Annotated in this window: 12 protein-coding genes; 9 read left to right on the forward strand and 3 right to left on the reverse strand. The window is 55.2% G+C overall.

Annotated elements, in window-relative coordinates:
- Positions 1–3 precede the first annotated feature (3 nt).
- The 3 genes from tatB to tatD all read left to right on the forward strand — a co-directional run bounded on the left by tatB (position 4) and on the right by tatD (position 2,297).
- Positions 4–561, forward strand: coding sequence for a Sec-independent protein translocase protein TatB (gene tatB / locus AQ981_RS11100; RefSeq protein WP_058911816.1), 558 nt, complete (start codon positions 4–6; stop codon positions 559–561).
- Positions 562–563: 2 nt separating this feature from the next.
- Positions 564–1,340, forward strand: a complete 777-nt coding sequence (tatC, locus tag AQ981_RS11105) for a Sec-independent protein translocase subunit TatC (protein WP_058911817.1) — start codon at positions 564–566, stop codon at positions 1,338–1,340.
- 174 nt (positions 1,341–1,514) lie between these two features.
- Positions 1,515–2,297 (forward strand): 3'-5' ssDNA/RNA exonuclease TatD, encoded by a 783-nt coding sequence (gene tatD / locus AQ981_RS11110; protein ID WP_058911818.1) that lies wholly within the window; start codon positions 1,515–1,517, stop codon positions 2,295–2,297.
- 29 nt (positions 2,298–2,326) lie between these two features.
- Here tatD and rfaH read toward each other — a convergent pair whose 3' ends face one another.
- Positions 2,327–2,815: a transcription/translation regulatory transformer protein RfaH gene (rfaH, locus tag AQ981_RS11115; protein ID WP_058911819.1), complete on the reverse strand. Its 489-nt coding sequence runs from the start codon at positions 2,813–2,815 to the stop codon at positions 2,327–2,329.
- A 179-nt stretch (positions 2,816–2,994) separates the two neighbouring features.
- Here rfaH and ubiD point away from each other — a divergent pair, with 179 nt between their 5' ends.
- Positions 2,995–4,488 carry a 4-hydroxy-3-polyprenylbenzoate decarboxylase gene (ubiD, locus tag AQ981_RS11120; protein WP_058911820.1) on the forward strand — a complete coding sequence of 498 codons (1,494 nt, stop codon included), beginning with the start codon at positions 2,995–2,997 and terminating at the stop codon, positions 4,486–4,488.
- A gap of 48 nt (positions 4,489–4,536) precedes the next feature.
- Positions 4,537–5,238: an NAD(P)H-flavin reductase gene (gene fre, locus AQ981_RS11125; RefSeq protein ID WP_058911821.1), complete on the forward strand. Its 702-nt coding sequence runs from the start codon at positions 4,537–4,539 to the stop codon at positions 5,236–5,238.
- Between the two features lie 204 nt (positions 5,239–5,442).
- Here the strand turns inward: fre and fadA are convergent, their stop codons facing one another.
- Positions 5,443–6,606 carry an acetyl-CoA C-acyltransferase FadA gene (gene fadA / locus AQ981_RS11130; protein ID WP_058911822.1) on the reverse strand — a complete coding sequence of 388 codons (1,164 nt, stop codon included), beginning with the start codon at positions 6,604–6,606 and terminating at the stop codon, positions 5,443–5,445.
- A gap of 9 nt (positions 6,607–6,615) precedes the next feature.
- Entirely contained in the window at positions 6,616–8,805 is a 2,190-nt protein-coding gene (gene fadB / locus AQ981_RS11135; RefSeq protein ID WP_058911823.1) for a fatty acid oxidation complex subunit alpha FadB, read from the reverse strand.
- Between the two features lie 189 nt (positions 8,806–8,994).
- On the opposite strand from fadB, the gene pepQ reads away from it, so the two are divergent.
- From pepQ to hemG, 4 genes are read left to right on the forward strand one after another with little or no spacing between them, the layout of a single operon-like run.
- On the forward strand, positions 8,995–10,326 hold the full coding sequence (gene pepQ / locus AQ981_RS11140; protein ID WP_058911824.1) for a Xaa-Pro dipeptidase: 1,332 nt from the start codon (positions 8,995–8,997) through the stop codon (positions 10,324–10,326).
- A complete protein-coding gene (locus AQ981_RS11145; protein ID WP_058911825.1) occupies positions 10,326–10,937 on the forward strand; it encodes an IMPACT family protein in 612 nt (203 codons plus the stop codon). Before pepQ ends, AQ981_RS11145 begins: the two co-directional genes overlap by 1 nt.
- Positions 10,938–10,985: 48 nt before the next feature.
- Positions 10,986–12,437, forward strand: a complete 1,452-nt coding sequence (gene trkH / locus AQ981_RS11150; RefSeq protein WP_058911826.1) for a Trk system potassium transporter TrkH — start codon at positions 10,986–10,988, stop codon at positions 12,435–12,437.
- 14 nt (positions 12,438–12,451) lie between these two features.
- Positions 12,452–13,003, forward strand: coding sequence for a menaquinone-dependent protoporphyrinogen IX dehydrogenase (gene hemG / locus AQ981_RS11155; RefSeq protein WP_058911827.1), 552 nt, complete (start codon positions 12,452–12,454; stop codon positions 13,001–13,003).
- The last annotated feature ends 81 nt before the right edge of the window (positions 13,004–13,084 follow it).

The raw sequence follows: 13,084 nt of genomic DNA on the forward strand, positions 1-13,084 counted from the left end.
TCCGTGTTCGATATTGGTTTTAGCGAACTCGTCCTGGTATTTATTATCGGCCTCGTTGTTCTGGGGCCGGAACGTTTACCGGTGGCGGTAAAAACGGTTGCCGGGTGGGTGCGCGCGCTGAGATCGCTGGCGACGACAGTTCAGAATGAACTGACGCAGGAGTTAAAACTGCAGGAGTTTCAGGACAGCCTGAAGAAAGTTGAAAAGGCCAGCCTGAATAACCTCACACCGGAGTTGAAAGAGTCGATGGACGAGCTGCGTAAAGCGGCGGAGTCTATGAAGCGCTCTTATAGTCAGGACGATCCTGAGAAAGAAAGCGACGAGGCTCATACCATTCATAATCCGGTTGTCAGCACTGGCGAATCGCGCGATGGCGTGACGCCAGCGACGGCGGAAACTCAGTCCAGCGCGCCGCAGCAGAAGCCGCAAGCGGAGGCGATCGCGAAGAGCGCTCCTGCTCCTGCGACGCCGCAGCCTGCGGTGGCAGCCTCCGCAGAACCTGAATACGCCGGGGTAGAAAAAGCGCCGGCCTCCCCCCAATCTCCAGCAGATAAATCCTGAACATGGCCGTAGAAGATACTCAACCGTTAATCAGTCATCTGATTGAGCTGCGTAAGCGGTTACTGAACTGCATGCTGGCCATTCTGGTGATATTTCTCTGCCTGGTGTATTTCGCCAACGATATTTATCATCTGATTTCAGCGCCGCTTATCAGCAAGATGCCTGCCGGTGCGAATATGATCGCCACTGATGTGGCTTCACCGTTTTTTACGCCGATCAAGCTGACTATCATGGTGTCGGTGATTCTTTCGGTGCCGGTGATTCTCTACCAGGTGTGGGCATTTATCGCGCCGGCGTTGTATAAACACGAGCGGCGCCTGATCGTACCGCTACTGGTTTCCAGTACCTTATTGTTTTATATCGGTATGGCGTTTGCCTATTTTGTCGTCTTCCCGCTGGCATTTGGCTTCCTGGCCAATACCGCGCCGGAAGGTGTGGTGGTTTCTACCGATATTGCCAGCTACCTGAGCTTTGTGATGGCGTTGTTCATGGCGTTTGGTGTCTCCTTTGAGGTGCCGGTCGCCATTGTGCTGCTGTGCTGGATGGGCGTTACTACGCCAGACGACCTAAGAAAGAAGCGCCCTTATATTCTGGTGGGAGCTTTTGTCGTCGGAATGTTACTGACGCCGCCGGATGTTTTTTCCCAGACGCTGTTGGCGATACCGATGTATTTCCTGTTCGAAGTTGGGGTGTTTTGTTCCCGGTTTTATGTCGGCAAGCGCCGGGCCCCGGAAGACCCTGAAGACGAAGAGGCCGACGGCGAAGCCCGTAGCGAATAATCATCAACCGCCCTTAACCGGGCGGTTGTGGTTTCCGGGCGTAGCAAAGCCCGGCGCTTCACAGCGGAATATTCGCAAACAGATGTTTTGCCGGATGTCCGGGCTCCCCGGAAAGGTTTCTGGCGGGCGGAATCTGCTGGCGCCCACGGCGGGCATTTCTTTAAGGTAATCACCATGTTTGATATCGGCGTTAATCTCACCAGCTCACAATTCGTCAAAGACAGTGATGATGTAGTACTGCGGGCCCGGGAAGCGGGGGTCAGCGGTATGCTGATAACCGGCACCAGCCTGCGCGAGAGCGAACGCGCGCTGGCACTGGCGCAGCGTTACCCTGGCTGCTGGTCCACTGCCGGCATTCATCCCCACGACGCTTCTACGTGGGGGGAAGAGAGCGCCGGGCAACTGTCCCATCTGGCGCGCGCGCCGCAGGTGGTGGCGATCGGCGAGTGTGGTCTGGACTTTAATCGCAACTTTTCCACCCCGCAGCAGCAGGAGCAGGCGTTTACCGGGCAACTCGCGCTGGCGGCAGAGACAGGACTGCCGGTTTTCATGCACTGCCGTGACGCCCATGAGCGCTTTTTACAACTGCTCGATCCCTGGCTGGATAAACTGTCGGGCGCCGTGCTGCACTGTTTTACCGGTACGGCTCAGGAGGCGCGTGATTGCCTGGATCGCGGGTTATATCTGGGGATTACCGGGTGGGTATGCGATGAGCGTCGCGGGCTGGCGTTGCGCGCGCTGTTACCGATGATTCCGGCGCAACGTCTACTGCTGGAAACCGATGCGCCTTATTTGCTACCGCGCGATCTCCAGCCAAAACCGGCATCGCGTCGCAACGAACCGCTATGGCTCGGGCATATTCTCCGGCAGGTCGCTGCATGGCGCCAGGAAGACGCCGAATGGCTGGAAAAGATAACTGAAGAAAATGTCCGACGTGTGTTCGGGATCGCATTCTGATGCGCGGAAGTGATACAGCGTGCTCAGAGCTACAGCTTTCGAAAATCAGTGTTTTTAACGCTCTGGGTGACCTGCTTGTTGAGCAGATTCAACAACAACAGGGAGCGAGTCTCGCCGTCCGGTTCGGTGAAAATGGCCTGTAAGCCCTCGAACGCGCCTTCAGTGATAATCACATTATCTCCCGGCCACGGCGTTTGCGGATCGACAACCTCGTCATACGGGTAGTTTTCTAACTGGTGAATCACCGCTTCCGGCACCATTGCAGGTTGAGCGCCGAAACGGACGAAATGACTGACGCCACGGGTAGAATGCACCGTGGTGGTGTGAATTTTCTCAGGGTCGAATTCAACAAACATATAGTTGGGGAACAGCGGTTCACTGACCTCTGTTCTTTTACCTCGAACCATCTTTTCCAGGGTAATCATAGGGGTCAGGCAGTGTACTGACTGGCGTTCAAGATGTTCTCTGGCGCGCTGAAGTTGCCCACGCTTACAGTACAGAAGATACCAGGATTGCATAACGACTCTTAAATGATTGCCTGGCGCGAAGCATAACAAAACCCCCACCAGAGTGATAGCAAAGACCATTATTATGACTGGCTGGTCACATGACGGGGAAGTATTTACGCAAATTTAACAAAAATACGGCATGGGTTGTACGAAAGCCGTATAATGACCGCTCTTAACGGGAAGCCAAGATAAATAGCATGAAATATCAGGACTTACGCGAATTTCTTACGCTACTTGAGCAGCAGGGCGAGCTAAAACGCATTACTCTGCCGGTCGATCCTCATCTGGAAATGACTGAAATCGCCGACCGCACGCTGCGGGCCGGCGGGCCTGCGCTGTTGTTCGAAAATCCAAAAGGGTACCAGATGCCGGTACTGTGCAATCTCTTCGGCACGGCAAAGCGCGTGGCGATGGGGATGGGCCAGGATGATGTTGCCGCGTTGCGTGAGGTCGGTAAGCTTTTGGCATTTCTTAAAGAGCCAGAACCGCCAAAGGGGTTCCGGGATCTGTTCGATAAACTGCCCCAATTTAAACAAGTGCTTAACATGCCGACAAAGCGCCTGCGCGGCGCGCCATGCCAGCAGGTGATGATTGAAGGGGATGCGGTCGATCTGAACCGGATCCCGATTATGCAGTGCTGGCCGGACGATGCCGCGCCGCTGATTACCTGGGGGTTAGTGGTGACCCGCGGGCCGCAGAAAGAGCGTCAGAATCTCGGGATTTACCGGCAACAGCTTATCGGCAGAAATAAACTGATCATGCGCTGGCTCTCCCACCGCGGCGGCGCGCTGGATTACCAGGAGTGGCTGGCGGCTCACCCTGGCGAGCGATTCCCGGTTGCTGTCGCGCTGGGCGCCGATCCGGCAACCATCCTCGGCGCCGTTACGCCGGTGCCGGATACGCTGTCTGAGTACGCCTTTGCCGGGCTGCTGCGTGGTAATAAGTCTGAAGTAGTGAAATGCATCTCGAACGATCTGGAAGTGCCCGCCAGCGCGGAGATTATCCTTGAGGGATATATCGAGCCTGGCGAGATGGCGCCTGAAGGGCCGTATGGCGATCACACCGGCTATTACAATGAAGTGGATAACTTCCCGGTCTTTACCGTGACCCATATAACTCGCCGTGAAGATGCTATCTACCATTCTACGTATACCGGGCGTCCGCCCGATGAACCGGCGGTGCTCGGCGAAGCGTTGAATGAAGTGTTTGTGCCGATTCTGCAGAAACAATTTCCGGAAATCGTTGATTTCTATCTGCCGCCGGAAGGCTGCTCCTACCGTCTGGCGGTGGTCACCATCCGTAAGCAGTATGCGGGACACGCTAAACGTGTGATGATGGGGGTATGGTCTTTCCTGCGTCAGTTCATGTATACCAAGTTTGTGATTGTTTGCGATGACGATATCAATGCCAGAGACTGGAAAGACGTTATCTGGGCGATCACCACGCGCATGGATCCGGTGCGGGATACGGTGCTGGTAGATAATACGCCCATTGATTATCTTGATTTCGCGTCGCCGGTATCCGGACTGGGTTCCAAGATGGGGCTGGATGCTACCAATAAATGGCCGGGAGAAACGCAGCGTGAATGGGGTAAACCGATCGTTAAAGACCCCCAGATCACCGCGCGAATCGATGCTATCTGGGATGAGCTGGCCATTTTTGATGACGGTAAGCGCGCCTGAGGCGCTGGCCGTTGTGGTTTTGCTTTAACGACCCGACAGAGGGGATGCATGACAATCTTAAGCTGTAAAGTGACCTCAGTAGAAGCGATTACTGACACGGTTTACCGTGTTCGGCTACTGCCCGAAGCCGACTTTTCTTTTCAGGCCGGGCAGTACCTGATGGTGGTCATGGATGAGCGGGATAAACGCCCTTTCTCTATGGCCTCTACGCCAGCAGAGCGTGATTTTATCGAGCTTCATATCGGTGCTTCGGAGCTGAATCTATACGCCATGGCCGTGATGGATCGCATTCTTAAACAGCGGGAGATTGTGGTGGATATCCCCCACGGCGAGGCGTGGTTGCGCGATGAAGACGATCGTCCACTGGTGCTGATCGCCGGCGGGACGGGGTTCTCTTACGTACGTTCCATTTTATTCACCGCGCTGGCCAGAAATCCGAATCGCGATATTGCTATCTACTGGGGCGGCCGCGAAGAAAAACATCTCTACGATCTGGCTGAGCTGGAAGCGCTATCCGTTCGCTACCCGCGTCTGCGTGTGGAAGCGGTGGTGGAACAGCCGGATGAAAACTGGCGTGGCCGTACTGGCACAGTACTGACCGCAGTGTTGCAGGATTACGGTTCTCTGGCTGAGCACGACATCTATATCGCCGGGCGCTTTGAGATGGCGAAAATTGCCCGCGATCTGTTTTGCAACGAGCGTAATGCCCGTGAAGATCGTATGTTTGGCGACGCCTTCGCCTTTATCTGACCCTCTGCAAACCAAACTACCGCGGCGCTGGTCGCGGTCAGGCATTTTAAGAGGCTGAGAATTTGGCCTTTTATCGCAGCCCGGCAGGTTGTGTGTCTTTCCTTTTTCCTGCTTGCTGTTCAATCAACGGTGTATCTTTCGGGCCTGAAAATAAAAAACCCGCCCCTGACAGGCGGGAAAAACGGCAACTAAATCGAATCTCTGTTATACGCGTTCAAATACCGTCGCGATCCCCTGGCCAAGCCCGATACACATGGTGGCCAGACCAAATTGCGCGTCGTGGCGTTCCATGGTGTTGATAAGCGTAGTGGAAATACGTGCGCCGGAGCAGCCCAACGGATGTCCCAGCGCTATCGCGCCGCCGTTGAGATTGATTTTCTCGTCAAGCTGTTCCATCAAACCCAGATCTTTAATACAGGGCAGGATCTGGGCGGCAAAGGCTTCGTTCATCTCGAAAATGTCGATGTCGCTGGCGCTAAGTCCGGCTTTTTTCAACGCCAGTTTCGATGCCGGCACCGGGCCGTAGCCCATAATGGACGGATCGCAGCCAACCACGGCCATACTGCGAATGCGCGCCCGCGGCGTCAGCCCCAGTTCCCGGGCGCGGCTGGCGCTCATGACCAGCATAGCGGCGGCGCCGTCGGAAAGTGCGGACGAAGAGCCTGCGGTAACAGTGCCGGTGACTGGATCGAAAGCGGGTTTCAGCGTTGACAGTGCCTCAACGGTGGTTTCCGGGCGGATGACTTCGTCGTAGTTAAATTGCTTCACCACCCCATCGGCGTCGTGACCGCCGGTCGGGATTAGTTCATTTTTAAAGGCGCCGGACTGGGTGGCCGCCCAGGCGCGGGCATGAGAGCGGGCGGCAAACGTATCCTGCATTTCGCGGCTGATACCGTGCAGACGTGAAAGCATTTCCGCTGTCAGACCCATCATACCTGCGGCTTTTGCTACATTGCGGCTCATGCCCGGATGGAAATCCACGCCGTGACTCATCGGCACATGGCCCATATGTTCGACGCCGCCAATCATACAAACCTGCGCATCACCGGTCATGATCATCCGTGCCGCATCGTGTAACGCCTGCATGGATGAGCCGCACAGACGGTTGACGGTCACCGCCGGTACACTATGGGGAATTTCCGCTAACAGCGCCGCATTGCGGGCGATATTGAAGCCCTGTTCCAGCGTTTGCTGAACACAACCCCAGTAAATATCGTCAATCGCGCTTGCTTCCAGCGCCGGGTTACGCGCCAGCAGGCTGCGCATCAGATGCGCGGAGAGATCTTCCGCGCGTACATTACGAAATGCGCCGCCCTTTGAACGGCCCATCGGGGTGCGAATTGCATCGACAATGACAACCTGTTCCATTGTGACTCCTTAAGCCGTTTTCAGTTCGCCAACCGGACGAGCTGGCTCAACGGGGGGATAGTAGGGTTCGTTATGGCGTGCTTTATTGCGCAGTCCTTCCGGCACCTCATACAGTGGGCTAAGGTGCTGGTACTGTTGCGCCATATCGAGATATTTCGCGCTGCCGAGGGTATCCAGCCAGCGGAATGCGCCGCCGTGGAACGGAGGGAAGCCCAGGCCATAGACCAACGCCATATCCGCCTCGGCCGGATTGGCGATAATGCCTTCTTCCAGACAGCGCGCCACTTCGTTAACCATCGGGATCATCATGCGCGCGATAATCTCTTCATCGCTGAAATCGCGCCGCGCTTTGCTGACTTCAGCCAGCAGGTTATCGACGTCGGCATCTGCTTCTTTCTTCGGCTTGCCTTTGCTGTCTTCTTTATAGCGCCAGAAGCCGAGGCCGTTTTTCTGGCCGTAGCGATTAGCCTCAAACAGCGCGTCGATGGCATCGCGATAATCTTTCTGCATGCGCTGCGGGAAGCCTGCGGCCATCACCGCCTGAGCGTGGTGCGCGGTATCAATACCCACAACGTCCAGCAGATATGCCGGCCCCATCGGCCAGCCGAACTGTTTTTCCATTACTTTGTCGATTTTGCGGAAGTCCGCGCCATCGCGCAGTAGTTGGCTGAAACCGGCGAAATAGGGGAACAACACCCGATTGACAAAGAAACCCGGGCAGTCATTAACCACAATTGGCGTTTTACCCATCTTGCTGGCCCACGCCACCACTTTAGCGATGGTGTCGTTCGACGTTTTCTCGCCGCGGATGACTTCAACCAGCGGCATACGATGTACCGGGTTAAAGAAGTGCATCCCGCAGAAGTTTTCCGGGCGTTTCAGTACACTCGCCAGTTCACCGATCGGAATAGTTGAGGTGTTTGAGGCCAGTACCGTATCCGGACGAACTTTGTCTTCGGTTTCCGCCAGCACCGCTTTTTTCACTTTCGGGTTTTCAACAACCGCTTCCACCACGACGTCCACGCGTTCAAAACCGGCGTAGTCCAGCGTTGGGTGGATAGTTGAAATCACTCCGGCCATCTTCAGGCCGTCAATCTTGCCGCGCTCCAGCTGTTTGTTGAGCAGCTTGGCTGCCTCCGTCATCCCCAGTGTCAGGGATTTATCATTGATATCTTTCATGATGACCGGCACGCCTTTCCAGGCAGACTGATAAGCGATCCCACCGCCCATAATACCGGCGCCCAGCACTGCTGCCTGACCGGGAATTGCGACGTTTTTGGTCAGCTGTTTTGCCAGGCCTTTCACATACTGGTCATTAAGGAAAATCCCAACCAGCGCACGGGCTTCACTGGTGTGAGCCAGCGGAACGAAACTTTGATTCTCTAATTTGAGCGCTTCGTCACGGCCTAATCTGGCCGCGGCTTCGATGGTTTTGACTGCGGTGATCGGCGCCGGGTAGTGTTTACCCGCGGTCTGCATCACCATGCCTTTGGCGATAGTGAAACTCATCGTCGCTTCAATTTTGCTGAGTTTCAGCGGGTCCAGCTTGGGTTGACGTTTGGCTCTCCAGTCGAGGTCGCCGTCAATGGCCTGGCGCAGAATAGCGATGGCGCCGTCGCGCAGTTTTTCTGGTTTGACAATGCCATCCACCAGGCCGATTTTCAGCGCCTGTTCGGCGCTCACATCTTTGCCGGCGGCGATAATTTCCAGCGCACTGTCGGCGCCCAGCAGTCGCGGCATACGTACCGAGCCGCCGAAGCCCGGCATAATACCGAGCCGGGTTTCCGGCAGGCCGATACGCAGATCCGGCGTCGCCAGACGGTAATCGGTCGCCAGCACACATTCGCAGCCGCCGCCCAGCGCGTAGCCGTTTACGGCGGAAATGGTCGGCACCGGTAGATCTTCGAGCCGGTTGAAGACGCTATTGGCAAAGTGTAGCCACTGGGAAAGCTGCTCCTGCGGGACCAGGAACAGTGACAGAAATTCAGTAATATCAGCGCCAACGATGAATGCCGCTTTATTAGAACGCAGCAGTAGGCCTTTCAGGGCAGATTGTTTTTCCAGCACATCCAGCGCACGACCCAGGCTTGCCACAGTCGCAGTATCCAGTTTGTTGACAGAGCCGGGCGCATCGAATACCAATTCGGCGATGCCGTCTTCCAGCCAGTCAAGATAGAGAGTTTCGCCCTGATAGAGCATGTCAGCCTCCTGAATCGGGTTAAGGTATCTGGTCGTACCAGATGAAGCGGAGTGTGGAGTTGATGTTAACAGATTGCAAATTACTCTTTAATTTTTTGCTAACGCGATCACGGAAGGGGGAAATCATTCCGGGGGTGGCAGGCTGTGCTAAGATGCGCAGGTTTAAGATCAAATTCAGAAGGGTAAATTATGGAGTCTTTGTCCCGGCAGTATAAAGAACATCTGGCAACCCTACAGGAACGTACCCGCAACGTTCTGGCGCGTTTTAACCTGGATGCGCTGCTGATCCATTCCGGTGAATTGTTTAACGTTTTTCTCGATGATCATCCTTACCCGTTTAAAGTTAATCCGCAGTTCAAAGCGTGGGTGCCGGTCACCCAGGTGCCGAATTGCTGGCTGTTGGTGGATGGCGTTAATCCGCCCAAACTCTGGTTTTATCTGCCGGTAGATTACTGGCATAACGTCGAACCGTTGCCGGACACCTTCTGGACTCAGGACATTGATATCATCGCGCTGCCGAAAGCGCAGGAAATTGGTCATCAGTTGCCGGCAAATCGCGCCGGGATCGCCTATATTGGTCCGGTGCCTGAGCGAGCGCTGCAACTGGGCATTGCCGCCGATCACATTAACCCCCAGGGGGTGATCGACTATCTGCACTACTATCGCGCTTATAAAACCGATTATGAGCTGAGCTGCATGCGTGAGGCGCAGAAGATGGCGGTTGCCGGTCATCGTGCCGCTCATGAAGCCTTTCTTTCCGGTATGGGCGAATTCGATATCAACCTTGCCTATCTAACCGCGACCGGGCATCGCGATACCGATGTTCCTTACAGCAATATTGTGGCGCTGAATGAACATGCATCCGTGCTGCATTACACGAAGCTGGATCATCGCGCGCCGGCGGAGATGCGCAGCTTTTTGCTGGACGCTGGCGCGGAGTATAACGGCTATGCGGCGGATCTGACTCGTACCTGGGCGGCTCACAGCGATAACGACTACGCCAACCTGATTAAAGATGTTAACGACGAACAGCTGGCGCTGATTGCGACGATGAAAGCCGGCGTTCGCTATACCGAATATCACCTCCAGTTTCATCAGCGGATCGCTAAACTGTTGCGCCGCCATGACATCATTACCGGGATTAGCGAAGAAGCGATGGTGGAGGCCGATATTACCGGGCCGTTTATGCCGCATGGCATTGGTCATCCGCTGGGACTGCAGGTACACGATGTCGCCGGTTTTATGCAGGATGATACCGGCACGCATCTGGCCGCGCCGGCAAAATACCCGTACCTGCGCTGCACGCGCATTCTGGAGCCGGGTATGGTGCTGACTATCGAACCGGGGATCTATTTCATCGAATCGTTGCTGAAACCGTGGCGCGAGGGTCAGTACAGCAAGCACTTTAACTGGCAGAAGATTGAGGCGCTGAAACCGTATGGCGGCATTCGGATCGAAGATAATGTCGTTGTTCATGAAAACGCTATCGAAAATATGACCCGCGATCTGAAACTGGCCTGATGGACAGTTGGCCGATCCCGGTTCAGCCGATCGCCGTTACTGAAGAGATCAAGAAGAGCCGCTTTATTACGCTGCTGGCCCATACCTGTGGTACGCAGGCGGCAAAGGCTTTTGTGGAATCGGTTCGGGCGGCGCACCCGGATGCCCGGCATCACTGCTGGGCGTGGGTAGCGGGAGCGCCGAATGATTCGCAACAGCTTGGATTTTCTGACGACGGCGAACCGGCGGGGACCGCCGGGAAACCAATGCTGGCGCAGCTGATGGGGAGCGGTATCGGGGAGATCACCGCTGTGGTGGTGCGTTATTACGGCGGCGTTAAACTGGGAACCGGCGGACTGGTTAAAGCCTATGGCGGCGGCGTTCATCAGGCGCTGAGCCAACTTGAAACGCTGCGCAAAGTTCCCCTGAGCGAATATACTTTGCAGTGCGAATACGCCATGCTGGCGGCGATTGAGGCATTGCTCGGCCAGGTTGAGGGGCATATTGTGCACAGCGATTATCAGGCGTCTGTCGCGCTCAGGCTGGCGCTGCCGCCTGCCAGAGCGCAGGAGTTCGCGCAAAAACTGGCCGATGTCAGCCGTGGCGCATTGCATTTGCTGCCGGTTGAATAATAATCCTCCCTCAATTTCTTATGTCTTATCCAGAAGGAAGCGGCTGAAATGCATTTTCGCGCGATAACCCGAATCGTTGGTTTGCTGGTCATCCTCTTTTCCGGCACGATGATTGTTCCCGGACTGGTGGCTCTGATCTATCGGGATGGCGCGGGGAGGGCGTTTACCCAGACCTTCTTTGTAGCGCTGACTATTGGCGTTTTGCTCTGGTGGCCCAACCGTCGTGAAAAAAGCGAGCTGAAGCCCCGGGAGGGATTTCTGATCGTGGTGCTGTTCTGGACGGTGCTGGGCAGTGTCGGGTCATTGCCGTTTATCTTTTCCGAACGCCCTAATCTGACGATCACCGACGCTTTCTTTGAATCATTTTCCGGGTTAACCACCACCGGCGCCACAACGCTGGTCGGGCTGGATAGCCTCCCGCATGCAATTCTGTTTTACCGCCAGATGCTGCAGTGGTTTGGCGGCATGGGGATCATTGTGTTGGCGGTGGCGATTTTGCCGATCCTCGGGGTAGGGGGGATGCAGCTTTATCGCGCAGAAATGCCCGGGCCGCTGAAAGATAACAAGATGCGCCCGCGTATTGCCGAAACGGCCAAGACCCTGTGGTTAATATACGTGTTGCTAACGGTAGCCTGCGCTCTGGCGTTGTGGTTTGCCGGTATGCCGGCCTTTGACGCCATCGGCCATAGTTTTGCTACTATCGCTATTGGCGGTTTTTCCACACATGATGCCAGCGTCGGGTTTTTTAATAGCCCGGCGATTAACAGCATTATCGCTATATTTTTACTGATTTCCGGCTGTAACTATGGCCTGCACTTTGCGCTGCTCAGCGGACGTAACCTGAAGGTCTACTGGCGGGATCCTGAATTCCGAATGTTCATTGGCGTACAGTTGTCGCTGGTTATTATCTGTACCCTGGTGCTATGGGTCCACAATACTTACGGATCGCTGCTGCAAACCCTCAATCAGGCCTTTTTCCAGGTAGTTTCAATGGCGACTACTGCCGGGTTTACCACCGATAGTATCGCCCGCTGGCCGCTGTTCCTGCCGGTTTTGTTACTGTGCTCAGCATTTATTGGCGGTTGTGCCGGATCAACCGGCGGCGGGCTGAAAGTCATCCGTATTCTGCTGTTGTTTAAGCAGGGCAACCGCGAACTGAAAAGGTTGGTGCATCCGAACGCGGTTTACAGCATTAAACTGGGTAATCGCGCGCTACCGGAGCGTATCCTGGAGGCCGTGTGGGGCTTTTTCTCCGCCTACGCGCTGGTGTTCATCATCAGTATGCTGGCGATTATCGCCACTGGCGTGGATGATTTTTCCGCATTTGCTTCCGTCGCCGCAACCCTGAATAATCTGGGCCCGGGGCTTGGCGTGGTGGCGGATAACTTTGCCAGTATGAATCCGGTGGCTAAGTGGATCCTGATCGGCAATATGCTATTCGGGCGTCTGGAGGTATTCACCTTACTGGTGTTGTTTACCCCAACGTTCTGGCGTGAGTAATAAGGGAGTTCGATGTGAAAACTTTGCTCTTGTTTTCCACCCGGGATGGGCAAACCCGCGAAATTGCAACCCGTATCGCGGATCAACTTCAGCAATATGCTGAAACGGTGGTCCTGGTCAATCTGCACGAGGCCGGAGAGCTGGACTGGTCCGGCTATGATAAGGTGGTGATTGGCGCATCGATTCGCTATGGCCATTTTCACCCCGCGCTGCGTACCTTTGTGGATCGCTATGCCGCGCAGCTTAATGCGCTGCCCGGGGCGTTCTTTTCTGTCAATCTGGTCGCCAGAAAACCGGAAAAGCGGACCCCGGAAACCAATGCTTATACGCGTAAATTTTTAGCCTCTTCTGCCTGGAAGCCGGATTACAGCGCCGTTTTTGCCGGCGCGCTGCGCTATCCCCGCTATCGGTGGTTTGACCGTTTCATGATTCGTCTGATCATGAAAATGACCGGGGGAGAGACGGATGTTAGTAAAGAGATTGTGTATACCGACTGGCAGCAGGTTGCGGAATTTGCGCGTTCGCTGGCGCATTTATCAGGTAAAAAGGTTGAAAACCAGGCGTAATGCCTGGAAAACAGGCGAATGATAAATATTTTGCAATCAGCGCTTGCCAGCGCCAAATTAGGCCCTATAATGCGCCTCCAC

It is taken from the genome of Entomohabitans teleogrylli, assembly GCF_001484765.1.
In the GTDB taxonomy this organism is placed as follows: domain Bacteria; phylum Pseudomonadota; class Gammaproteobacteria; order Enterobacterales; family Enterobacteriaceae; genus Entomohabitans; species Entomohabitans teleogrylli.